At 73.1% G+C, this 23,525-nt stretch carries 21 protein-coding genes; 16 read left to right on the forward strand and 5 right to left on the reverse strand.

Annotation, left to right across the window (positions count from 1 at the left end; translation table 11 throughout):
- The first annotated feature begins 33 nt into the window (after nt 1–33).
- The gene (locus tag ACFY32_RS28115; RefSeq protein WP_359200818.1) at nt 34–714 is read left to right on the forward strand and encodes a response regulator transcription factor; all 681 of its coding nucleotides are present in this window, start codon (nt 34–36) and stop codon (nt 712–714) included.
- Nucleotides 701–2,185 (forward strand): HAMP domain-containing sensor histidine kinase, encoded by a 1,485-nt coding sequence (locus ACFY32_RS28120; protein WP_359200820.1) that lies wholly within the window; start codon nt 701–703, stop codon nt 2,183–2,185. The genes ACFY32_RS28115 and ACFY32_RS28120 overlap by 14 nt, the downstream gene beginning before the upstream one ends.
- A 13-nt stretch (nt 2,186–2,198) precedes the next feature.
- Here ACFY32_RS28120 and ACFY32_RS28125 read toward each other — a convergent pair whose 3' ends face one another.
- The 4 genes from ACFY32_RS28125 to ACFY32_RS28140 all read right to left on the reverse strand — a co-directional run bounded on the left by ACFY32_RS28125 (nt 2,199) and on the right by ACFY32_RS28140 (nt 6,953).
- A complete protein-coding gene (locus ACFY32_RS28125; protein ID WP_359200822.1) occupies nt 2,199–3,407 on the reverse strand; it encodes a helix-turn-helix domain-containing protein in 1,209 nt (402 codons plus the stop codon).
- 213 nt (nt 3,408–3,620) lie between these two features.
- On the reverse strand, nt 3,621–4,568 hold the full coding sequence (locus ACFY32_RS28130) for a hypothetical protein (protein ID WP_359200879.1): 948 nt from the start codon (nt 4,566–4,568) through the stop codon (nt 3,621–3,623).
- A 38-nt stretch (nt 4,569–4,606) separates the two neighbouring features.
- A complete protein-coding gene (locus ACFY32_RS28135) occupies nt 4,607–6,205 on the reverse strand; it encodes a DUF6801 domain-containing protein (protein ID WP_359200824.1) in 1,599 nt (532 codons plus the stop codon).
- Between the two features lie 115 nt (nt 6,206–6,320).
- Nucleotides 6,321–6,953, reverse strand: coding sequence for a hypothetical protein (locus tag ACFY32_RS28140; RefSeq protein WP_359200826.1), 633 nt, complete (start codon nt 6,951–6,953; stop codon nt 6,321–6,323).
- Between the two features lie 725 nt (nt 6,954–7,678).
- Here ACFY32_RS28140 and ACFY32_RS28145 point away from each other — a divergent pair.
- The 14 genes from ACFY32_RS28145 (at nt 7,679) to ACFY32_RS28210 (ending at nt 21,351) form a co-directional block, all read left to right on the forward strand.
- Nucleotides 7,679–8,737 carry an ATP-binding cassette domain-containing protein gene (locus tag ACFY32_RS28145; RefSeq protein ID WP_359200829.1) on the forward strand — a complete coding sequence of 353 codons (1,059 nt, stop codon included), beginning with the start codon at nt 7,679–7,681 and terminating at the stop codon, nt 8,735–8,737.
- Nucleotides 8,734–9,498 (forward strand): MlaE family ABC transporter permease, encoded by a 765-nt coding sequence (locus ACFY32_RS28150; protein ID WP_390675626.1) that lies wholly within the window; start codon nt 8,734–8,736, stop codon nt 9,496–9,498. The genes ACFY32_RS28145 and ACFY32_RS28150 overlap by 4 nt, the downstream gene beginning before the upstream one ends.
- A 5-nt stretch (nt 9,499–9,503) precedes the next feature.
- Nucleotides 9,504–10,310 carry an ABC transporter permease gene (locus ACFY32_RS28155; protein ID WP_359200831.1) on the forward strand — a complete coding sequence of 269 codons (807 nt, stop codon included), beginning with the start codon at nt 9,504–9,506 and terminating at the stop codon, nt 10,308–10,310.
- 1 nt (nt 10,311) lies between these two features.
- Complete coding sequence (locus ACFY32_RS28160) at nt 10,312–11,574, forward strand: MCE family protein (RefSeq protein ID WP_390675627.1); 1,263 nt, start codon at nt 10,312–10,314, stop codon at nt 11,572–11,574.
- On the forward strand, nt 11,571–12,647 hold the full coding sequence (locus tag ACFY32_RS28165) for an MCE family protein (RefSeq protein WP_390675628.1): 1,077 nt from the start codon (nt 11,571–11,573) through the stop codon (nt 12,645–12,647). Before ACFY32_RS28160 ends, ACFY32_RS28165 begins: the two co-directional genes overlap by 4 nt.
- Nucleotides 12,644–13,741: an MCE family protein gene (locus ACFY32_RS28170; RefSeq protein WP_390675629.1), complete on the forward strand. Its 1,098-nt coding sequence runs from the start codon at nt 12,644–12,646 to the stop codon at nt 13,739–13,741. The genes ACFY32_RS28165 and ACFY32_RS28170 overlap by 4 nt, the downstream gene beginning before the upstream one ends.
- Before the next feature lies 1 nt (nt 13,742).
- Nucleotides 13,743–14,768 (forward strand): MCE family protein, encoded by a 1,026-nt coding sequence (locus ACFY32_RS28175; protein WP_390675630.1) that lies wholly within the window; start codon nt 13,743–13,745, stop codon nt 14,766–14,768.
- 152 nt (nt 14,769–14,920) lie between these two features.
- Nucleotides 14,921–16,096: an MCE family protein gene (locus ACFY32_RS28180; RefSeq protein WP_390675642.1), complete on the forward strand. Its 1,176-nt coding sequence runs from the start codon at nt 14,921–14,923 to the stop codon at nt 16,094–16,096.
- Nucleotides 16,093–17,400 carry an MCE family protein gene (locus tag ACFY32_RS28185; RefSeq protein WP_390675631.1) on the forward strand — a complete coding sequence of 436 codons (1,308 nt, stop codon included), beginning with the start codon at nt 16,093–16,095 and terminating at the stop codon, nt 17,398–17,400. The genes ACFY32_RS28180 and ACFY32_RS28185 overlap by 4 nt, the downstream gene beginning before the upstream one ends.
- A complete protein-coding gene (locus tag ACFY32_RS28190; RefSeq protein WP_359200843.1) occupies nt 17,397–17,915 on the forward strand; it encodes a hypothetical protein in 519 nt (172 codons plus the stop codon). The genes ACFY32_RS28185 and ACFY32_RS28190 overlap by 4 nt, the downstream gene beginning before the upstream one ends.
- Nucleotides 17,912–18,697 carry a hypothetical protein gene (locus tag ACFY32_RS28195; RefSeq protein WP_390675632.1) on the forward strand — a complete coding sequence of 262 codons (786 nt, stop codon included), beginning with the start codon at nt 17,912–17,914 and terminating at the stop codon, nt 18,695–18,697. The genes ACFY32_RS28190 and ACFY32_RS28195 overlap by 4 nt, the downstream gene beginning before the upstream one ends.
- 26 nt (nt 18,698–18,723) lie before the next feature.
- Nucleotides 18,724–19,272: a nuclear transport factor 2 family protein gene (locus tag ACFY32_RS28200; protein ID WP_390675633.1), complete on the forward strand. Its 549-nt coding sequence runs from the start codon at nt 18,724–18,726 to the stop codon at nt 19,270–19,272.
- 27 nt (nt 19,273–19,299) lie between these two features.
- The gene (locus tag ACFY32_RS28205; RefSeq protein ID WP_390675634.1) at nt 19,300–20,040 is read left to right on the forward strand and encodes a hypothetical protein; all 741 of its coding nucleotides are present in this window, start codon (nt 19,300–19,302) and stop codon (nt 20,038–20,040) included.
- 36 nt (nt 20,041–20,076) lie between these two features.
- Nucleotides 20,077–21,351 carry a lytic transglycosylase domain-containing protein gene (locus tag ACFY32_RS28210; RefSeq protein ID WP_359200851.1) on the forward strand — a complete coding sequence of 425 codons (1,275 nt, stop codon included), beginning with the start codon at nt 20,077–20,079 and terminating at the stop codon, nt 21,349–21,351.
- Nucleotides 21,352–21,360: 9 nt separating this feature from the next.
- Here the strand turns inward: ACFY32_RS28210 and ACFY32_RS28215 are convergent, their stop codons facing one another.
- A complete protein-coding gene (locus ACFY32_RS28215; RefSeq protein ID WP_390675635.1) occupies nt 21,361–23,364 on the reverse strand; it encodes a flavin monoamine oxidase family protein in 2,004 nt (667 codons plus the stop codon).
- Nucleotides 23,365–23,525 lie beyond the last annotated feature (161 nt).

Raw genomic sequence — 23,525 nt, forward strand, 5'->3', positions numbered from 1 at the left:
AAGGCGGCCCGGCGCTGTGCGAGGCTGCACCGCATGCGCATACTGGTGGTCGAAGACGAGGTGGACCTCGCCCACACCCTGCACACCGGCCTGACCGCCGAGGGCTACAGCGTGGACCTCGCCCATGACGGCCGGCAGGGGCTGTGGATGGCCCGCACCGGCGAATACGCCCTGGTCGTCCTGGACTTGATGCTGCCCGGACTCAACGGCTACAAGGTGTGCGCCCAGTTGCGCCGGGAGGGCGACGCGACCCCCATCCTGATCCTCACCGCCAAGGACGGGGACTGGGACCAGGCGGAGGCCCTGGACACGGGGGCCGACGACTACCTCGTCAAACCCTTCTCCTACCTGGTGCTCGTGGCCCGGCTGCGGGCCCTGGTCAGACGGGCCGCCACCGCGGCCCCGCCGGTCCTCGCGGTGGGCGACCTCTCGCTGGACGTCGCCGGCCGGGTCTGCCGCCGGGCCGGGACCCGGGTGGACCTCACCCCCAGGGAGTTCGCCGTGCTGGAACTGCTGGCCCGCCGGGCGGGCCAGGCCGTCTCCAAGGCGGACCTGCTCTACCACGCGTGGCCCGACGAGGCGGAGGACCCCAACCTGGTGGAGGCGCGGGTCAGCGCCCTGCGCAAGAAGGTGGACGCCGCGTTCCACCGGCGGTCCCTGCAGACCGTACGGGGCATCGGCTACAAGCTGGTGGACGACCGTGACCGCGACTGAGCCGCGCCGCCGCTGGTGGCCGCGCTCGGTACGGGCCCGAGCGGCCCTGGCCGCCGCCTCGGCCGCCGCCGCCGTCCTGGCCGCCGTCGGCTGGTGGGTGCACCACGACCTCTCCCGCGAGGCCGCGAACATCGCGCAGAAGCAGGCGCAGGAGCAGCTCCGGACCCTCGTCGACCAGCTCGGCGAGGGCGTGGTCCCGGTCCGCAGGAACGCCGTGCCGTACGAGGTCGTCGCGAGCGGCCGGCGCTCCGCCGTCGCCTACGGCGGAGGCATGGAGAGCTACCGCCCCGGCACCCGCCACGTGCTGCCCGCCCCGTCCCGGGCCGGCGACTCCGCGCTCACGACCATCCGGCCCCTGCGCCTGCCGGCGCCGCGCGACGACAGGCCCGGGGACGGATTCGACCGGGCCGGCGGGACCTACCTGGTCATGTCCAGCGACCTCGGCGCCGGCGACCTGACCGCCGGCGAGGCCGCCGCCCTCGGTGTCGCCGCCGACGCCAGGCTGCGGGTCTACGTGGTGGTGCTCCCGGACACGGCCGAGGCCATCACCGGGAGCGTCGAACGCCTGCTGCTGCCGGCCGGGCTGGCCGGCCTCGTACTGACCGCCGCCGTCGCCTACTTCGCCGTCCGGATCGCGCTGCGGCCGGTCGAGGCCATCCGCGTGCTCACCGCCTCGGTCACCCCGAGCGACCCCCGCGAACGCGTCACCGTCCCCGCCACGGGGCACGAGATCGCCGCCCTGGCCACCACCCTCAACACCACCCTGCAACGCCTGGAGAACGCCGCCGCCCAGCAGCGCCGCTTCGTCGCGGACGCCGCCCACGAACTGCGCAGCCCCCTCACCACCCTGCTGGCCAGCCTCGAAGTCGCGCTCGCCTACCCGGAACGCACCGACTGGCCCGCCGCGGTCACCACCGCCGCCCGGCAGACCCGCCGCCTCCAGGCCCTCGCCGAGGACCTGCTGCTCCTGGCCCGCCTCGACACCCGCGCCCCCGCGGCCGACGCCGAGACCGTCGACCTGACCGCCCTCGCCGCCGAGCTGACCGAGCGGCACCGCCCCGACGGACGGTCGTTGACCCTGACCTGCGACGGCGCCGCCCCCGCGTACGCCCACGGAGACCCCGACGGGTACGAACGGCTGCTGCGCAACCTCCTCGACAACGCCGTCCGCCACGCCGCCCACCGCGTCCAGCTCACCGTCCGGAGCGAGGACGCCTGGACCGTCCTCACCGTGCACGACGACGGGCCGGGCGTGCCCCCCGAGGACGCCGAGCGCGTCTTCGAACGCTTCGTCCGGCTCGACGACGCCCGCTCCCGCGACCACGGCGGCACCGGGCTGGGCCTGGCCATCGCCCGCGACCTGGCCCACCGCCACGGCGGCACCCTCACCCTGGCCCCCCGGACCCTCGGAGCCTGCTTCGAGCTGCGCCTGCCGCGGGCCCCCGCCCCGGACGGCACCGGCGGGCCGTGAGGCCCCCGGCCCCCTACTCGCCGGCGCCGCCGGAGAGCAGGTGCAGGGCGCGCAGCGCGGCCTCCAGGGCGAAGCGGTGGTCGGGATCGGCGAGCCGGTCGCCCAGCAGGGAGTCCAGGTTGCGCAGGCGGTACCGGACGGTCTGGGCGTGCACCCCCAGCAGCTCGCCGACCTGTTCCGCCGGCGCCCGCGTGGAGACGTGCACCCGCAGGGTCTCCACGAGCCGGTCGCGGCGGCTGGCCGGGAGGTCGTCGACCGGGGCCAGCTCCCCGGCCGCGATGTGGGACACCAGAGCCGGGTCCGACAGCAGCCACAGCGTCACCAGGTGGTCCGCGCAGCGGACCACGGGGGCGTCGGCCACCACTCCCTCGTCGATCAGTTGCAGCACGCGGCGCGCCCAGCGGATGGAGTCGGCCGCCTGCGCCAGGGGCACGGTCAGCCCCAGCACGGCGTGGCAGTTGCCCAGGGCGGCTTCGAGCATGGCCAGGCGTTCCGGGGTGAGGCCGCCGGGCACCAGCAGGTGCGGCTGCGGGACGTCCAGGTCGAACAGGACGTCGTCGGCCAGCCCCGCCTCCAGGTGCTCGGGCACCGGTGAGCGCAGGGCGACCATGGTGACGTCGGCGGGCAGGTGCCAGGCGGCGGCCTCGCACAGCCCGGTGAGCGTCTGGGGCAGCGGGGGAGCGGCGAGTATGAGGTGGAGCAGCCGTCTGCGCCGCGCCGGCACCTCGGAGAAGGCGCGCGACTGCACTTCGACGTAACCCTCGCGGGAGATCCGCTCCAGTTCCTCGACGTAGGCGAAGAGCGCGTCGGCGAAGGCGAGGATCAGGGCGGGGGAGAGCTGGTACTGCTGGCCCAGGGCCTTGGCGCGGCGCAGGGCGATGCGGGCACCGAGCCGGTACGCCCCCTGGAGGGTGTCGAGTTCGCGGCCCTCGTAGGCTTCCACGCGGCCGAACTTGCGCAGCAGTTCGTCGCGGAGCACAGCGTTCTTGCCGGGGTCGGCGACGCGGTCCACGAAGGCGTACAGGGCCTGCTCGACGCCCTGCCGGATGGCGTCGGCGTTGGGGCCGTTGAGCAGCCGCCCGTACACGGGGTAGGCCCTGGTGACCTCGGCGCCGATCTCCTTCATGAGTCCGGGTAACTCCGGTCTCATGAAGGCGGCGAACTCCTTGGGAAGGGGTTCGAGCGGTTCACCGACTTCCGGCGGTCGCGTGGTTGAAGGCATGAGTGCCGTCCCTTGCTCTCCGGTGCCCACGGTGCACCGGTCGTGTGTCCCCGGCCTTCACGGAAGGGACACACGACCGGACCTGAGGTACGCGTGTCTCGGCTGCTGAAGCTAAGACAAGTTCGGTGAGACGTACACAGTCCGTGCACATTTCGGTGCCGGGGGGCGTGACAACGCTGCCGGGACGGCTGAGAATCGCCGTTCGGGCGACGGTCAGTCGACGGCGGAGTGCCAGTTCTGCGCGAGGCGCTTGCCGGCGTTGGGGGCGAAGGTGCCGGGCGCGTTCAGACCGGCGAGGTAGGTCCGGGTGTCGTTGAGGGTCAGGCTGTTGTTCCCGGCGGGGGAGGGCAGCCCGGTCTTGGCGTTGACCGCCGCGTCGATCAGGCCGAGCAGGCCCAGTCCGCAGCCGCTGGCGCCGGGCACGGCGAAGGTGCTGTCGTTCTGCGTGGCCCCGGTGAGGTTGATGCGGCTCATCTCGCCGTCCTCGGCGGGCGTTCCGTCACCCTGGAAGAACGACATGCCGAACTCGGGGAACTGCCGGTTCTCCGGGCGCAGGACGACGGGGTTGGCCGCGGTGCCGATGTAGCACTTGCTGCCGAGGAACGGGTTCTCCAGGTGGATGCGGACCGGTATGGCCACGATCGGCTGGTCGGTGAGGATGCCTGCGGTCTGGTCGAAGGCGTAGGGGGCGCCGACGGACTCCACGGTCGCCGTGATCTTGTTGAGGGTGCTGTTGCTGAGCTGCTCGCAGATGGCCGTGATCGCGGGGATGTTGCTCGGGCACATCAGCCCCAGCAGTCCGCCGGGGACGGTCGCGGAGTCGGCGATGAGGGCGCCGCCGGCGGGGGCCACCACGGAACTGGTGCCGTCGGAGTTCTGCACGACCCCGATCTGGAGGTTGGTCTTGCCCGTGGTCACGGTGGTCTTGCCCAGTTTGATGGAGCCGCTCGACGAGGCGGACACCACGCACTGCGGGGTGCGGGCCAGGCCGTCGGCGGCCAGCATCGCCGAGGCGTCCACGGGACAGCGGGTGAAGGGCGCCCACTCGCCGTTCGGTACGGCCGCCGCCGCGGTGGCGGTGCCCATGGAGGCGAACGCGCCGAGGGCGGTGCCGAGGGCGGTGGCGGTGGTGGCGACTCTGGCGCTGAGGGAGAACCGCATCATGTGGCCTTCCGGTTCGGGGGAGAGGGAGGGAAAGATCAGCGTTCGGCTACGGGGATCTTCTTGGGCTGGCCGTCCTCGGTGCATTCGTCCGGGTTGAGCACGTCGGCCGAGACGAAGCACGCCTGCCCCTGGATCATCTTGACGTAGTTGCCGGGACCGGAGACCGAGGCCGTGAGCAGGCGGTCGAGGTTCTCGCCGCCGGCGGTGCGGCAGCCCGTGAAGGCCGGGATGTCGACCTTTCCGGTCAGCGGGCCGCCGGACAGCAGCAGGTAGCCGGTGGCGGGCTCGCCGGTGGTCTGCTCGCCCCGGCCGTGCAGCACCAGGTGATCACCGGGGTACTTCTCCGGCTCCGGGTCCTGGGAGGCGAGGGACGTCCTGGTGCGGCACTCGGTCCCGACGTCCAGCGGGGTGCCGTTGACCTTCAGGGACGTCACCCGGAGCACGACCGGTGCCCGGACGTAGGTGTCCGTGCTGGTGAACAGGAAGTCGGTGCTGCCGTTGGAGTCGATGGTCATCGGACCCGTCTGCTCCAGCACCATCGTGGCCGTGGTCGGGGTGAAGTCGAAGGTCAGGAACGTCGCCTCGAACGGCGGCGTCTCCTTGCGCTGCTGGTACCACAGGTCGGCGGTGGAGTGCTGGGTGATGGTGGCACCGCTGAAGTCCGGGAAGAACTCGAACTGCGGCTCGCCCTGGGTGATGAGGGTGCAGAACGGCGGAATCAACGCGGCGCCGCGGAGCTTGTTCACGTTGGAGTAGCCGGTGATGTAGGCGTTCAGCGACATCGGCCCGGCCGGGTACTTCTCGTCGTACTTGCAGGCCGGCGCGGTGCGCTCGGCGGCGGTGCCGCCGCCCGGCGCGGGCGGCGTGACCTCGGGGGCGCGCTCGCCCTGCCGGTCCGCCGGGTCGCCGTCCGGGGCGTGCGTCCCGGGTTCGTCCGGCGTGCCGGAGACGGAGGGTGTTCCGGACGGCGAGCCGCCCGGGGCGGTGCTGCCGCCGCCCTCCTCGTCGGCGCCGACCCGCACGGCGGCCAGCCTGCCCCCGTCCGGGGCGTCCGCGGCCAGCGTGCAGTCCACGGTCACCGAGCCGGGGTCGGTGGCGCCGCCGTCCGCGGTGGTCAGGGCCAGGTCCAGCGCGAAACCGCCCGCGGTCAGGGCCAGTTCGCCCGAGCCCTGTCCGGTCACGGAGGGCACGGCCCCCGTGGCGGTCAGCTCCAGCGGGCCGGTCGCGGGCAGCGCCGTGGCCTCCGCCTCGCCGCGCCAGGTCGCTTCGGCGGTGGCCTCGCCCTGGGTGACGCCGACCGCGAGCCGGGTCGCCGCCCGTACGTCGGCCGCGCCCAGCGCCGCGAGGTCCGCCACCGCCGCCTGAGGCAGCTCGACGGTCTGGCTCACCTCCGCCGGCTCGATCGGCTCACCGGCCGCCACCCGTTCGGGCAGGCCCGCCGATACGCGTACCGTCGCGGACTGCTCCCCGGAGGGGAAGAGGCATACGTACGGCAGCGCGGCGTCGATCCGCTGCGTACCGGTCGCCCCGGCCGCCACGGGCACGGTGGCGGCCAGCACGACGAACGCGGCTATCACCGCGCTCCGGGCGCGGCTGCGGGCCGTCCGCCGGACGGCGCTGCGGGGGCCTGTCATGTGTCACTCCGCTCGGGTCGTTCCACGGTCGCGGTGGCCGGCGCCGGCCACCGCGTGCGGGCGGCCCGCCGCCCGGCCGGGGTCACCGGCCGGGCGGCGGCGAGCCGTGCCCCGCTTACGGGTTGCTGCCGACGATCTTCGGGATGGTGCTGGTGCCCGTGACCTTGACCGCGTAGTTGCCCTTGAAGGTGGGCTTGGTGGAGGTGGTGACCACGGTGCCGCAGCCGGAGGCGGAGGTGACGGTCAGTTCGCCGCTGACGCTGGACACCGCGAGGATGCCGGTGGAGTTGGTGTAGGTGGCGGACGCCTTGCCCTGCACGTTGAACACGCAGGCGCCGGCGGTCACCTTGGCCTTGACGTTGCCGACGTAGCCCTTGGTCACACCGGTGGAGGCGGTGTAGTCCTGGGCGACGACGGTCCAGGGGGTGGTCGCCACGGTCGTGACGTTGCCCAGGACGCTGGTGCACGGCTGGGCGCTGGTGCCGAAGTTGATGGCGTTGATGCTGGCCACCGTCGCGGGGTTGCCGGTCGCGCTGGCCATCGTGCCCGAGGCGCTGGACGTCGTACACGTCATCGGGATGTTGGCGGTCAGGACGATGTTCCCGCTGTTGGTCGCCGTGAAGTTGGCCGGCGACGGGGTGACGGTCCAGACCGTGGAGGGAACGGCCGACGCGGGGGCGACGGCCATGGCGAAGGCGGCGGCGCCCGCGCCCGCCACGACGGCGATTCTGGTCAGAGGTTTCTTCATGAGGTGGGGACTCCCTTGTGAATTGACCGGCGGAAGAGGATCGCGCCCGTGACCGTGGGGTGGGAGAACGGGCGGCCCGCGGCTCTCGATATCCGCGAGCCATGACGTTACTTGCGAGAAACTTAAGCGAACAATGGCGCCGACCAAGATTCTTTGAAGAGGTGGAAATACCTGCTCCCAGGTGAGCAGTCCGCTGTCCGGCTTAGTCACCCGCTGCTAAGGGCGGCGCCCGTGCCGGGTCCGGCGCCGGACCGTGCGGGCGGGGCCGAAGCGGGTTCCCGGCCTCCGCCTGGGCCCGTTCTGCTCACCGAGTGACAAGAAGAGGCCCGGTATTTGTCGCCGCGCTGACAAAGTCGCGGTGGCCGGACCGAATCGTTCGGGAAACTCGGTATCCGTCTCTTGCCCCCTCAGGTTACTCGGCCGTAGCGTGCCGAGCGCGGCGCTGATCTCCTGGTGGGTGCCCCCATGCCGAGGAGGCGCGACGGATGACTTCCGGCCTTGTCCTCCTTCAGGCCGGGCATCCGCCGGCGGGGCCGCGCGAGTCCCCGGCCCCGGGGGCCGCGCGACCCTGTCCCGCACGCGGCGGACAAGTCCGCGGCGGGAGGTGTCTGCGCGGTGACAAAGAACGGGGAGGGAGCCGGCGCCCCGCCTGTTGTCAGTGAACCGGGCACCGGCTCCACGTGCGCTCCGCGGTGCGCACCGGCTTCACCCTCTTTGGAGGTGATATGGGAATCGAAGTGGTCGTCGAGGGGCTCACGAAGTCATTCGGCAGGCAGAAGATCTGGCAGGACGTGAGCCTCACGCTGCCGGCCGGCGAGGTGAGCGTCATGCTCGGTCCGTCCGGCACCGGAAAGACCGTGTTCCTCAAGTCGCTCATCGGACTGCTGAAGCCGGAGCGCGGCCGTGTCCTCATCGACGGCGTCGACATGGTGAACAGTCCTGAGCGAGATATTTACGAGACCCGGAAAAAGTTCGGGCTCATGTTCCAGGACGGCGCCCTTTTCGGTTCCATGTCCCTCTTCGACAACATCGCCTTTCCGCTGCGCGAGCACACCCGGAAGAAGGAGTCCGAGATCCGCCGCATCGTCATGGAGCGGATCGAGGTCGTCGGGCTGCTGGGCGCCGAGGGCAAACTGCCGGGGGAGATCAGCGGCGGCATGCGCAAACGGGCCGGACTCGCCCGCGCGCTCGTGCTCGACCCGCAGATCATCCTGTGCGACGAACCCGACTCCGGGCTCGACCCCGTCCGCACCGCCTACCTCTCCCAGTTGCTGATCGACCTGAACGCGCAGATCGACGCGACGATGCTGATCGTCACCCACAACCTCGACATCGCCGCCACGGTCCCCGACAACATGGGCATGCTCTTCCGGCGCGAACTGGTCACCTTCGGCCCGCGCGAGGTGCTCCTCACCAGCGAGGAACCGGTGGTGGCGCAGTTCCTGGCCGGCCGCCGCGAGGGCCCGATCGGGATGTCGGAGGAGAAGGACGCCGCCACCCTCGCCGCCGAGGCCGCGGCACCGGGCGGCGCGGACGGCGACCGGCCGCGGGAGATCGTCCCGCAGTTGGAGCCGTCCCCCGGACTCCCGCCGCGCCGCGCCGTCACCCGGCGCCGGGAGCGGGTCCTGGGCATGCTCGACACGCTGCCGCCCGCCGCCCGCGCCGCCATCGAGCGCACGTACGCCGCGTCCGGCGCGCCCACCGCACCCGGCACACCCGGCGCCGCCGCGCCCGGCGGCACCACCGCGACGCTCCCGATGCCGGCCACCGGGAGCGGCGCATGATCACCGGCGCCCTGCGGCAGACCGGCCGGCTCTTCGCGCTCGCCGCCGAGGTGGGCCGCGCGATCTTCCGGCGCCCCTTCCAGTTCCGGGAGTTCGTCGAGCAGTTCTGGTTCATCGCCAGCGTCACCATCCTGCCCGCGGCCCTGGTCTCGATCCCGTTCGGCGCCGTGATCGCCCTCCAGGTCGGCTCGCTCACCCAGCAGCTCGGCGCCCAGTCCTTCACCGGCGGCGCCAGCGTGCTGGCCGTCGTCCAGCAGGCCAGCCCGCTCATCGTCGCCCTGCTCATCGCGGGCGCGGCCGGCTCCGCGATCTGCGCCGACCTCGGCTCGCGCACCATCCGCGAGGAACTGGACGCCATGGAGGTCATGGGCGTCTCACCCGTGCAGCGCCTGGTGGTGCCCCGCGTCCTGGCCACCATGGGCGTCGCGGTCCTGCTCAACGGCCTGGTCTCCGTGGTCGGCATCCTCGGCGGCTACGCCTTCAACGTCTTCCTCCAGGACGGCACCCCCGGTGCCTACCTCGCCAGCTTCTCCGCCCTCGCCCAGCTTCCCGACCTCTACGTCAGCGAACTCAAGGCGCTGGTCTTCGGGTTCATCGCCGGCGTCGTCGCCGCCTACCGGGGCCTCAACCCGCGCGGCGGCCCCAAGGGCGTCGGCGACGCCGTCAACCAGTCCGTCGTCATCACCTTCCTGCTCCTCTTCTTCGTCAACATGGTGATGACGGGCGTCTACCTCCAGCTCGTACCGCCGAAGGGAGGCTGAGGTCCATGGCCTCCCCGCTCGTCTGGCTCGACCGCTCCGGCGACCAACTCCTGTTCTACGTACGCTCCCTGCTCTGGATTCCGCGCACCCTGCGCCGCTACCTCAAGGAGGTGCAGCGGCTGCTCGCCGAGGTCGCCTTCGGCACCGGCGGCCTCGGGGTCGTCGGCGGCACCATCGGCGTGATGATCGCGATGACCCTGTTCACCGGAACCGTCGTCGGACTCCAGGGGTACGCGGCCCTCGACCAGATCGGCACCGCCGCGTTCACCGGGTTCGTCTCCGCGTATTTCAACACTCGCGAGATCGCCCCGCTGGTCGCCGGGCTCGCCCTCTCCGCGACCGTCGGTGCCGGCTTCACCGCCCAGCTCGGCGCCATGCGCATCAACGAGGAGGTCGACGCCCTCGAAGGCATGGGCATCCGCTCCCTGCCCTACCTGGTCACCACCCGCATCATCGCCGGCGTCGTCGCCATCATCCCGCTCTACGCGATCGGGCTGCTCTCCTCCTACCTGGCCTCCCGCTACGTCACGGTCCTCTTCAACGGCCAGTCCCGGGGCACGTACGACCACTACTTCAACCTGTTCCTGTCACCCACGGACGTGGTGCTCTCCGTCCTGAAGGTGCTGATCTTCAGCGTCATGGTGATCGTCGCCCACTGCTACTACGGCTACCGCGCCTCCGGCGGCCCGGCCGGCGTCGGCGTCGCCGTCGGCCGGTCGGTGCGCAACGCGATCGTGCTGATCAGCGTCACCGACTTCTTCCTGTCCCTGGCCCTGTGGGGTGCCACCACGACCGTGAAGGTGGCGGGGTGACATGACCGCAACGCACACGGCACGCGGCGCGACGGTGCGCCGCCGGCTCGCCGGAGTGGTCTTCCTGGTGGTCCCCGCCCTGCTGGTGTGGCTCGCCGTCGCCGTCTACGACAAGCGGTTCACCGCCTCCGACCCGGTGGTCGTGGAGACCGCCGCCGTCGGCAACGAGATGCACCTGGGCGCCGAGGTGAAGCTGCGCGGCGTCGTCGTCGGCGAGGTCCGCGAGATCGAACCGACCGACGACGGCGCCCGGCTCACCCTCGCCCTGCGGCCCGGCGCCCGCGAGGACATACCGGCCGACGTACGCGCCCAGATGCTGCCGACCACTCTGTTCGGCGAACGCTTCGTCGCCCTCGTCCCGCCCGCGACGCCCTCCGCGCGCCGCCTGGCCGCCGGTGCCGTCATCCCGCAGGACCGCTCGGCCAGCGCCGTCGAACTCCAGCAGGTCCTGGACAACGTGCTGCCCATGCTCACCGCCGTGCAGCCGCAGAAGCTCTCCGCCACCCTCTCCGCCGTCTCCCAGGCCCTGGAGGGCCGCGGCGACCGGCTCGGCGAGACCCTCGCCCTGCTCGACTCGCACCTGCGCGAGTTCAACCCCCACCTGCCCACCCTCAACCGCGACCTCAGACAGCTCGTGAAGGTCAGCCAGGTCTACGCCGACGCCGCCCCGGACATCCTCGACGCCCTCACCGACTTCACCACCACCACCGGCACCCTGGCGGAGAAGGAGAGCGAGCTGGCCGGCACCTTCGGCGCCACCACCAGGACGGCCGAGGACCTGACCGCCTTCCTGCGGCAGAACAAGGACAACATCATCCGGCTCTCCGCCTCCTCCCGGCCGACCCTGGAACTGCTCGCCGAGTACTCCTCGGCCTTCGGCTGCACCCTGCGCACCCTCGCCGACTTCGTGCCCGCCATGGACAAGGCCCTCGGCAAGGGCACCGACCGCCCCGGCCTGCGCGTCGACGTCACCACCGTGCCCTCGCGCGGCGCCTACCGCCCCGGCACCGACACCCCCTCCTACGACGCCGGCGGCGGCCCCCGCTGCTACCCCGTGCCCTACCTCGGCGTCGCCGCGCGACCGGCCGCACAGGTGCCCGCGGCGGCCGGACAGGACCTGGGGCCGGCCAACTCCCCGCAGGAGAACGACCTCGTCAACGAACTCCTCGCACCCGCCACCGGCAAGGCCCCCGCCGACCTCCCCGAGTGGAGCAGCCTGCTGGCGGGGCCGGTGCTGCGCGGCACGGAGGTGACCCTGCGATGACGTTCCGGCACACCGCCGACCCCCGGCGCACGGCCCACACCCGCCGCCGGCCGCTGACCGGACCGCTGCTGAAGTCCCTCGCCTTCCTGGTGGTCACCGCACTGGCCACCACCGTCCTCGGGCTGAGCGTCTCCGGCACCGGCGTCGGCGACGACAGCCTCACCTACAAGGCGCTGTTCACCGACGCCACCGGAGTCACCGACGGCGACAGCGTCCGCATCTCCGGCGTCGAGGTCGGCGAGGTCACCGACGTCCGCGTCGTCGACCGGCGCACCGCGCAGGTCACCTTCACCGTCCGCGACGACCGCACCCTGCCCGCGTCGACCACCGCCGCCGTGAAGTACCTCAACATGGTCGGGCAGCGCTACATCGCCCTGGACCGGGGCAGCGGCGACCTCACCGGCGCCCTCGACGCCGGCGACACCATCCCGCTCGACCGGACCGCCCCCGCGCTCGACCTGACCCTGCTCTTCAACGGCTTCAAACCGCTCTTCGAGGGCCTCTCCCCGAAGGACGTCAACGAACTCGCCGGCTCCATCGTGCAGGTCCTCCAGGGCGAGGGCGGCACCGTCGACAGCCTCCTGAGGCACATCGGCTCCGTCAGCACCACGGTCGCCGCCAAGGACCAGGTCGTCGGCGAGGTGGTGAAGAACCTCAACACGGTCCTGACCACCCTCAACGACCGCGAAGCCGACTTCGACGACCTCGTCGACACCCTCCAGAAGCTCGTCACCGGCTTCAACGACGACCGCGAGCCACTGGGCAAGGCCGTCGCCGCCATGGGCGACCTGACCACCGTCACCGCCGACCTCCTCCAGGACGGACGCGCGCCTCTGAAGGAGGACATCCGCGAACTGGGACGGCTCTCCGGCAACCTCGCCGACGCCACCCCGCAGATCGAGGACTTCCTGGAGCGGACCCCCGCCAAGCTGACCGCCCTGGGCCGCCTGTCCTCCTACGGCTCCTGGTTCAACCTCTACCTCTGCGAGGCCCGCGTGGACGGCGTGACCACCTCCACCGGCGAGAAGCCGCCCACCGGCATCGCGGTCACCGAAGCGAGGTGCGGCGCATGACCCTGCTCCAGCGGCCCGCACGCCGCGACACCCCGGCCCCCGCGCCCCGCCGCTCCCGCCCGCCGAGGCTGAAGCCGGTCAAGGACCGCGACCCGGTCGCCGTCGCCCTGGCCGGCCTGCTCCTGCTGGCCCTGCTGACCGTCCTGGCCTACAACGCCGACCGGTTCTCCCTCACCGGCGGCGGCACCACCTACACCGCCGACTTCACCGAGGCGGCCGGCCTCGACGAGGGCGACGAAGTGCGCGTGGCCGGCGTCAAGGTCGGCGACGTGACCGGCGTGGCCCTCGACGGCGACCGGGTGAAGGTCACCTTCGAGGTCGAGGACGCCTGGATCGGCGACCGGACCACCGCCGCCATCGCCATCAAGACCCTGCTCGGCGACAAGTACCTGGCCCTCGACCCGCTCGGCACCGCGGAACAGGACCCCGGCCACCGCATCCCGCGCACCCGGACCACCTCGCCGTACGACGTCACCCAGGCGTTCCAGGACCTCAGCTCCACCGTCGACGCCATCGACACCCAGCAGCTCGCCAAGAGCTTCGAGACGATCTCGAAGACCTTCGAGAACTCGCCGCCGCACGTCCGCAAGGCCGCCACCGGACTGTCCGACCTCTCGCGCACCGTCTCCAAGCGCGACCGCGAACTGTCCGAACTCCTCAAGGGCAGCGCACAGTTCACCGAGACACTGAAGGACAACAAATCCAGCTTCGAGACCCTCATCGAGGACGCCGGACCCCTGCTCGGCGAACTGAAGGACCGCCGCGACGCGATCACCGCCCTGCTGAAGGGCAGCCGCGGCCTGAGCACCGAACTGACCGGCCTGGTGAAGGACAACGAGAAGCAGCTCGGCCCCACCCTGAAGGCGCTCGGCCGGGTCACCACCGTGCTGGAGGAGAACAGCACCCAGCTCGACCGGACCCTCGCCCTGGTCGGCCCCTACTACCGGCTCGTCGGCAACACCCTCGGCAACGGCCGCTGGTTCGACAGCTACCTGTGCGGGGTGGTGCCCCGCGACTACCTGCCCGCCCAGTCCCAGCCCAAGACGTCGTGCATGCCGCCCGAGCAGCGGGCGGCCCGGGGGAGCGGTGAGTGACGTGAGCAAGCGCAGAAAACTCCTCACGGCCGCGATCGCCCTGGCCGTGGTCGCCGCCGGACTCGTCACCGCCCGCGCCCTGGACCGCGACGGCACCCGCGTCACCGCCTACTTCGACCGCGCCGTCGGCATCTACGCCGGCTCCGACCTGCGCATCCTCGGCGTCCGCGTCGGCGAGGTCGCCTCGGTCCGCCCCGAGGGCACCCGGGTGCGGGTCGAACTCGCCCTGGCCGACGGCGTACGGGTACCGAAGTCGGCACGGGCCCTGGTGATCGCGCCGAGCATCGTCGCCGACCGCTACGTCCAGCTCACCCCGGCCTACCGCTCCGGTCCCGCCCTCGCCGACGGCGCCGTGCTGCCCGCCTCCCGCAACCGCACCCCGGTCGAGATCGACCAGCTCTACGCCTCGATCACCGACCTCGGCAAAGCGCTCGGGCCGGACGGGGCCAACTCCTCCGGCGCCCTGTCCGACCTGCTGAGGACCGGCGCCGCCAACCTCGACGGCAACGGCGAGGCGATCGGCGAGAGCATCGAGGAGTTCGGCAAGGCCGCCAAGACCCTCGACGGCGCCGACGACGACCTGTTCGCCACCCTCAGCAGCCTCCAGACCTTCACCACGATGCTGGCGGAGAAGGACACCGACGTACGCACCGCCCAGGAACGGCTGGACACGGTCGTCGGCTACTTCGCCGACAACAAGGACGACCTGGCGGGCGCGCTGGAGGAACTCGGCACGGCGCTCGGCCAGGTGAAGACCTTCATCGAGGACAACCGGGGCGAGCTGAAGAAGAACGTCGAACGGCTCGTCCCCATCACCCGGACACTCGTCCGCCAGCGCGCCTCCCTGGCCGAGGCCCTGGACGTCGCCCCGCTGGCCGCCGACAACCTCGCCGGCGCCTACGACCCCGGCACCGGCATGATCGACGGCCGCGCCGACCTCAACGAGATCAGCATGGGCGGCCCGCTGCTGCCCCTGCCGGCCACCGGCGGCTCCGCGACCTCGGGCACCGGGAAGGGGGAGCGGTGAAACGGGTCGTGGGACGCCGGGGAAAGGCGTCCGAGCCGGAGGACGCCACCGGCGCGGAGCAGGTGGAGACCGCCGAGGCGGACCGCGTCGAGCCCCCGCACGGCACGGTACGGCGGCGGGCGCTCGGCACCGGCGCCGCCCTCGGCACCGGGATCGGCGGGCTCCTCGCCCTCGGCCTGGGATTCACCCTCGCCTTCGGCGCGTTCTCCGTCACCGCCCCGCGCTTCGACGGCATCGAGGACCTCCCCCTGCCGGGCGGCGCCGACCTCGGCCCGCACCCCTACACCGTCACCGCCGAACTGGCCGACGCCCTCAGCCTGGTGCCGCACGCCGCGGTCAAGGTCAACGACGTCGCCGTGGGCCGGGTCACCGGCATCCGCCTCGACGGCGACACCTGGGCGGCCCGGGTCACCATGGAGATCAACGGCGACGTCGAACTGCCCCGCGACGCCGGCGCCCGCCTGGAACAGTCCAGCCTGCTCGGCGAGAAGTACGTCCAACTCGTCGCGCCGGCCGAGCCGTCCGCCGCCGGCACCCTCCGTGACGGCGGTGTCATCCCGCTCTCCCGCACCGGCCGCAACACCGAGGTCGAGGAAGTGTTCGGCGCCCTGTCCCTGCTGCTCAACGGCGGCGGCGTCAACCAGCTCAAGACCATCACCCGGGAACTCAACGAGGCCCTCGGCGGACGCGAACCCGAGGTGCGCTCCATGCTCAAGCGGGTCGAGGAACTCGTGGCCGACCTCGACGACCACCGCGACGACATCACCGACGCCCTGGACAGCGTCAACCGGCTCGCCGCCACCCTCGCCGGCCGCGAGGACGACGTCCGCACCGTCGTGACCGGCCTCACGCCCGGCTTGAAGACGCTGCACGAACAGCGCGGCTCCCTGCTGACCATGCTGCGCTCCCTGGACACCCTGTCCGGGGTCGCCGTCTCCACCGTCGAAGCCGGCAAGGACGACATGGTCGCCGACCTCAAGGCCCTCGCCCCCACCCTGAAGGCCCTCGCCGACGCGGGGAGCGACCTGCCCGACTCCCTCCAGGTGCTGCTCACCTACCCGTTCACCGACGAGGTGCTGAACGGCGTCAAGGGCGACTACCTCAACGTGTACCTGAGCATGACCGCCGTCCCGGGCACCCAGGTGATCCCGCCCCTGGTACCGGGGAGCACCCCCTCGCCGACCGCCACGCCGCAGAGCGAACGGGACACCTCCGCGCCCCGCAAGCGGTCCGGCACCGGAGCCACGGCCTCCCCCTCGGCACCGCTGCCCCTGCCCTCCGTACCGACACCCACCCACGAGACCGGGGACGGAGGCACCCACGGATGATCACCCTCGCCGTACGCCTGAAGAACCTCGCCTTCCTCCTCATCGCCGTCCTGGTCCTGAGCTTCCTCGGCATCCGCTACGCCGACCTCGGCCGGTACGTCGGCGTCGCCGACCACTACACGGTCGAGGTGCAACTCCCGCGCACCGGCGGCCTGTTCACCCACTCCGACGTCACCTACCGAGGCGTCTCGGTGGGCCGGGTCGGCCGGATCGACCTCACCGCCGACGGGGTGGTCGCCCAGTTGCGCATCAAGAAGTCCGCGCCCCGCATCCCGGCCGACACCCGGGCCGTGGTCGCCGGGCTCTCCGCGGTCGGCGAGCAGTACATCGACCTGCGGCCCGAGAGCGACGCCGGCCCCTACCTCGCCGACGGCAGCCGGATCGAGCAACCCGACACGGAGGTGCCGGCCCCCGTCACCGACGTCCTCACCAGCCTGGACGACCTCACCAGGTCCGTGCCGCTGGAGGATCTGCGCACGGTCGTCGACGAGTTCGGCAAGGCGTTCGAGGGGCACGGCGACGACCTCCAGAAGCTGCTGGACAACGGCAGCGCCTTCATCGAGGCCGCCGACCGCAACCTGCCCGCCACCACCCGCCTGCTCGCCGACGGCGAGACCGTGCTGCGCACCCAGGCCGAGGAGGCGGAGGCCATCCGCGGCTTCGCCGACGGCGCCACGGAACTGGCCCGCGCCCTCAAGGGCTCCGACGCCGACCTGCGCCGCCTGCTGACCGTCACACCCGAGGCCGCCACGCAGGTCAGCGGGCTGCTGCGGGACCTGGACCCCAGCCTGGGCGTGGTCCTCGCCAACCTGCTCACCACCTCCGAGATCGCCGTCACCCGGCAGCGCGGCATCGAGGAACTGCTCGTGAAGTACCCGGAGGCCGTCTCGGCCGGCGCCACCGCCGTCGACGGAGGAAAGATGAACCTCGGCCTGGCCGTCACCTTCTTCCAGCCCCTGCCCTGCACCGACGGCTACGACGGCACCCGGTACCGCACCGGCCTCGACCTCGGTACCGCACCGGCCCTCAACACCGGCGCCGCCTGCACGGCCCCGGCCGCGAGCGGCGTCAACGTACGAGGGTCCGCCCACGCGCCCCGGGGCGGCGCCGTACCCGACCCGGCCAAGCCCGGCTCCCTGCCCTCGGGCAGCACGGGCAGCACGGACGGCATGGGCAGTACCGCCTCGGCCCCGGCCGGGTCCGCCGCGTCCCTGCCGGGCGCGCTGGCCCTGCCGGACACGGGCGGCGCGCGGGCGACCGGTCTGGCGGGGCTGCTCGGCGCGGACCCGGAGGCGGGCCGATGAGGCGGGCACGCGTCCTGACCGGTGCCGGCCTGGCACTGGCGCTGGCCTTCTGCGGCACCGGGGCGTGGACGTACGCCCAGGCGCGGGGCGACGACTCCCTCGCGTACGGCCGTGAACGCGACGAGGCACTGGCCGACGGACGCGAGCGGCTCGCCGTCCTCAACACCCTCGACGCCTCGTCCCGGGAGCGGGCCCGGGACGGCATCCAGGACTGGCGCGCCGCCTCGACCGGCCCGCTCCGGGACGAACTGGGCGGCACCGTCCCGCGGGAGGGCGCTTCGGCGCGGGGCACGGTCACGGAGGCCGCGCTCACCGCCCTGGACACCCGCGCGGGCACCGCCAAGCTGATCGCGACCGTGCGCGTCGAGGTCACGCCCACCGGATCGAAGACACCGACCACGGACCGCAAGCGCCTGGAGGCGGTCCTGGCCCGCACGGGCGAGGGGGAGTGGAAGGTCAAGGCACTGAGCGCGGTACCGCTCGCGCGCACGGCGGAGGAGGACGAGAGCCGATGACACGGCTACGGCACCTCGGACGGCCCCGGGCCGGCACCGGCCCGGACACCGAGGGGGAGGACGGGACGGCCGCCGAACGGGCCGGAAGCGGCGCGGACCCCGGGTCCGGAACCGACTCCGGCGCGGTCACGGGAAGCACCGGCACAACCGACGGCACCGACACAACCGACGGCACCGGCACCGACGGCACCGGCACCGGCACGGGAAGCACCGGCGCAGTCGGCGCCACGGAGGTGTCGCCCGACGGCCCGTCCCCGGCCCGTGGCGACGGCCGGCGCCCGCGCGCCTACCTCGGGCGCCTGGTCCCCGCGGCGGCCGCGGCCCTGCTGGTCCTCGCGGGCGGCGGCTTCTTCTACGGCGCCCACCAGCTCAGGTCCACCCCCTCGGCCGAGAATCGGTCGCTGACCGACGCCGAGGCGACCAGCCGCGTCGCCGGAGACGTCGGCAACGCCCTCGCCCGCGTCTTCTCGTACACGCCGGACGGTCTGGCGGCCACCGAGCGGACGGCGCGGTCCGTCCTCGCGGGACGCGCGGAACGCCAGTACACGGAACTGATGGGCCGGATTCGTGCAGACCTGGCCGAGCAGCGCGTCACCCTGAGCACCCAGGCGGTACGCACCGGAGTGATCGAACTCGACGGTGACAGCGCGCGGTTGCTGGTCTTCCTCGACCAGATCACGCACCGCGGCAAGGCGGGCACCACCTCGGCGGCGGCCCAGCTCACGGTCACCGCGCGCCGGCAGGGGGACCAGTGGCGGATCGTCGACATCAGGTCCCGCTGAGCGGACGCGGGGAGAAGGGAACACTCATGAAACGCGCCACCAGCGCACCGGCCCGGCTCCGGGCGCTGCCGGTCACCACCCTGGCCCTCGTCCTCGCGCTGGTCGCGGGCGGCTTCGCCGGGTGGGCGGGCTGGGACTGGTACGACGCGGCCCACGACGACACCGTCGCGTACGCCGAGCAGCGCGACGCGGCCCTCGCCGCCGGTGAACAGGCCGTCCAGAACCTCAACACCCTCGACCACCGCGAGGTCGACCGGGGACTGGACCTCTGGGAGTCCTCCACCACCGGCGAGCTGCACGAGCAACTGGTCTCCGGGCGGGACGAGTTCGCCACGCAGGTGAAGACCGCCAAGACGGTGACCACGGCGAAGGTGCTCTCCGGCGCACTCACCGAACTCGACGACCGGGCCGGCCGGGCCCGGGTGCTGGTCGCGCTGCGCGTGACGGTGAAGGCGCCCGGCGACGCGAGCACCGACAAGGACAGCCGCATGCTCGGCGAACTGACCCGCACCGACGGCCACTGGAAGCTCAGCGCCCTGGGCCAGGCCCCGGTGGGCGGCACGCCGGCCGGCTGACCGTCAGCAGGAGAGGACCACACCACGATGCCGACGACCCGCCACCATCTGAACAACGCCCGCCGCCGCCAGGCCCGCGAGGCCCTGCGCACCCCGCCCGCCACCGGCCCCGCCCAGGAACCCGGGGAACCGCCCGCCCGCACCCGGCCCGCACCACGCGGCACCACACCGATCGCCCGGACCGCGCCCGCCCCGCCCGGCGAGGACACGGACCCACCGCTAAGGAAGGCCCCGGGTCGGCACGCACCCCGCCGTGCGCTCGCGGCCCTGTGTCTGCTCACCCTCCTCCTCGGCGGCTTCGCCGGCTGGGCGCACGCCCGCGCCGAAGCCCTCCGGGACGCCCCGCCCGCCCGCAACACCGCCCTGTCCGACACCGCCCGCACCAGCGAGATCAAGGGCCAGTCGACCAAGGCCGTCGCCGCGCTCTTCTCGTACGACCACGCCGACCCCGACGCCCTCGACCAGGCCGCGAAGCAGTGGCTGACGGGACGGGCCGTCGCCCAGCACCGGGAGCTGTTCGCCGACATCCGCGCACGGGCCGACCAGCAGAAGGCGGTGATCACCACCACGGTCACCGACAGCGCGGTCGAGCGCGTCGACGGCGACCGGGCCCGCGTCCTGGTCTACGCCGACCAGAGCAGCGTCAGCACCGCGGGCGGCAAGAAGGCCGACGACGACGGCACCTACGCCGGGGCGATGTTCGCCGTCGATGTCCAGCGGCGCGACGGTCGCTGGCTCGTCTCGGGCATCGACACCTTCGGCCGCTGAACCCGTACGCGCCCCACCACCAGGGAGTGACCGACCATGCCCGAACAGCGCGCCCGACGCATTCCCGCCCGGACCCGGCAGGGTCTGCGGGCCACCGCCGCCGCCGTGACCGCGGTGGCGGCGCTCACCGCCTCCCAGGCCCCCGGGCCGCCGCAGCGGGACCGCGTCCGTCCGGCCCCCGCCGCCGTCGACCATCCCGCTCCCGTCGCCGGCCTGCCGTACGCCGAGCCCGCCCCGCCCGACGACGGTTCGTACCACACCGAACTGCCGCCGCTGGTCTCCCCGGACGTCGCGCAGCGCCCCGCGCAGGCGGCGCAGGCCGCGCAGGCCGCCCAGGCGCGCGCCCAGGCCGGCATCCCGGGCACCGTGCTGCGCGCCTACCGCGCGGCGGAGCGGTCCGTCGCCCGGACGGACCCCGGTTGCCGACTGCCCTGGGAACTGCTCGCGGCGATCGGCAAGGTGGAGTCCGGGCAGGCGCGCGGCGGCGCGGTCGACCGGCACGGCACCACCCTCGGCCGGATCACCGGCCCGGCGCTCGACGGCGGGAACTTCGCCCTGATCCTGGACAGCGACGACGGCGTCCACGACGGCGACACGGTGTACGACCGCGCGGTCGGGCCGATGCAGTTCCTGCCGTCGACCTGGGCCCGCTGGGGCGCGGACGGCAACGGGGACGGCCGCGGCGACCCCAACAACATCTTCGACGCGGCCCTCGCCGCCGGGCACTACCTGTGCGCCGGGGACCGCGACCTGAGCCGGGCCGCCGACCTGGACCGGGCGGTCCTCAGCTACAACAACTCCCGTGCCTACCTCGACCTGGTCCGCCACTGGCTGGACTTCTACCGCCGGGGCGTGCACACCGTGCCCGACGGCAAGGGCGTCGTCCCGCGGTCCCCGGGCGCCGGCGGCGACACTCCGGCGACGAAACCGGCCGACGAGGACCGCGGCGGGGCCGACGGCGGCCGGGGCGGCGACGGCAAGGACAACGGCGGCAAGGGCGGTGGCGGCAAGGGCGGCATCATCATCGGCCCCGACCCCGAGACCCCCGCCCCGACCCCCTCACGCACGCGCCCGGCCCCGCCCGCGCCCTCCCCGTCCCCGACGGAACCGGACCCCACCCCCGCACCGTCCGACTCCCCGGCCCCCGACCCCTCGCCCACCCCGACCCCCACCGACCCGCCCGCCCCGACCCCCGACCCGTCCACGCCGGAGAACTGCCCCTCCGACCCGGCGAGTCCCTCGCCCGGCACCGACGCCTCACCCACCGCCGATCCGAGCGCACCCGGGAACGACCCGGCCTGCCCGGCCTGACCGGACGGCTCAGCCGGTGTGGATCTCCAGGGCGGTACGCACGGCGGACTCCAGCGCCCCCTCGATCCACGCCGGCTTGACGGACGTGTGGTCCCCGGCGAAGTGCAACGGCCCCTCGGCCGCCGGGATGGCGGTCAGCAGCTCCGTGTGCTGCCCCGGCAGCAGCACGGACGCCTCCCCGTAGGCGTAGGGGTCGCGCAGCCAGCTCTGCGTGCGGCCCGCTCCGGTGTAGAAGACCTCGATGCGCTGGCCGTAGACCTGCTGAAGGCCGCACAGGGCGTTCGGGTAGCGCGCGTCGTCGTCCAGGGAGTCCCAGCGCGAGGCGTCGTCCGCCCAACTGTAGGAGGCCAGGACCACGCCCCCCGCGCTGCCCGGAACCGGGTGCGACGGATGGAACATGAACCGGTTGGCGTTGTCCGACACCGAACCGCCGCCCACGACGTCGACCGCCTCCGGCTGGTCGCGGGCGATCGAGCGGTGGGCGGCGTAGTGGGTGCGCTGAGCCTCGGTGATGTGCCCGCCGGGCACGGAGGGGTGGGCGCCGAGCAGACTCCCGTCGGCGGGGGCGCGACCGGTGCGGTAGGCGTCGTACAGACCCGGGTCGATGGCCCGCAGCTCGCGCTTCCAGTCCGCCTCGTCCAACTCCCACCAGCGGCGGCTGAACTCCAGCAGGACCTTGGTCGCGCTGTCGTAGTGCAGCTCGGTGACCGCCCGCCGCTTGCGGTACGACAGGGGCGGCTCGACCTGGACGTGGCGCAGCCCGGAGAACGGCACCGTCACCACGGCGACGTCCGCGGTGAACTGCTCGCGCACGACGGGGCCGCCGCGGCCCTCCGACACGGTGTCCACCCACACGTGCGGTCCCTTGCTCCGGACATGCTCGGCGTCCGGGGCGGGGCGGTCCGGGTGGTGGTACTGGACGCGCGTGACCCGGCGGTCGAACCGCACCTCCGCGCGGACGCGTTCGAGCAGGGCGTCCGGCAGCACGGCCGTGCCGCCCTCCAGCTCGTAGAAGGGCGTGTCGGGGCTGATCAGGGAGGAGCCGATGAAGCTGTGGATGAAGGACAGCGGCAGCCGGGAGGTCAGGTTCTCCAGGGTGCCGATCAGGTCGACGGTCCGCTCGTCCAGACCGGCGTGCTCGGTCAGGAAGCGGAACATCGACCAGTCACCGAACCGCTGCACCACGCGGGCCCAGCCGCGCAGCCGTTCGGGCAGCGGCTTGTCGACGCGTTTGCCGTCCTTGCCGACGACGCTGAACTCGTCGCGTACCGGGTCCAGCGCGGAGCGCAGGATGGTGGCGGCGGGGGTGTCCCAGTGGGCCTTGGGCACGCCGAACGACCGGTTGACGCGCCGGGGTGAGCGGGCGTAGTCGGCACGCCGCACGCGGATGCCGTTGACATGGACCCAGGTGCGGTTGGCCGGACGTCCGTCGCCGTCCACGTCGACGTAGTGGAAAGGGCGCTTCTTCAGCTCGAACTGGTCGATCAGCTCCATCACCAGGGGATGGCTGCCGGGGATGCGCATCGCGCCCGCCTCGGCGTACTGGCGGGGATCGGCGAAGGGCTGCTCGGCGTGTTCGTGGCCGCCGCGGCGGAAGGTCTTGATGCGGCCGCCCGCCCGGTTGCCGTTGGCCTCCAGCACGGTCACCCGGTGACCCGCCCGCTTCAGCAGCCAGGCGGTCACCAGACCGGCCGGGCCGGCGCCGATGACCAGGACGTCCTTGGGCTGTGCCCGCCGCTGGGCCGGCAGCCCCTTGCGGAGGACGTCCCGGTAACCGGGCACCAGGGGACGGTCGTCGGAGTCCAGTACGAGGAGTGCGCGGGCCACGGCCAGGCACCGGTCGAAGTCGGCGCCCCGGGCGGCGGCCGGAGCGGCGGGGGCGGCCTGGGCGGGCACGGTCGCGGCGGTGCCGCCGACCAGGGCCGTTGCCACCGTGGCCGTGCCGGCCGCCGCCGCGAAACCCCTCCGGGACATACCGCCTTCTGCACCCGCCACTGTGTGATTTTCAGTCATGCCGGTCTTTGTACCGGCGGCCGTGACCGGGCGTCCGCCCTTCGCTCGGGCGTTGACCCGAAGGAGCTAAACGCCGACGAACGCTGACGCCACGACGGACCCGCCGAGGCAGAGGGGCCGGGAACCCTAAGGGGTGAATGCGGCGCGAACCCCGCCGGATG

This window comes from Streptomyces sp. NPDC000134 (genome assembly GCF_042899225.1).
Taxonomy (GTDB): domain Bacteria; phylum Actinomycetota; class Actinomycetes; order Streptomycetales; family Streptomycetaceae; genus Streptomyces.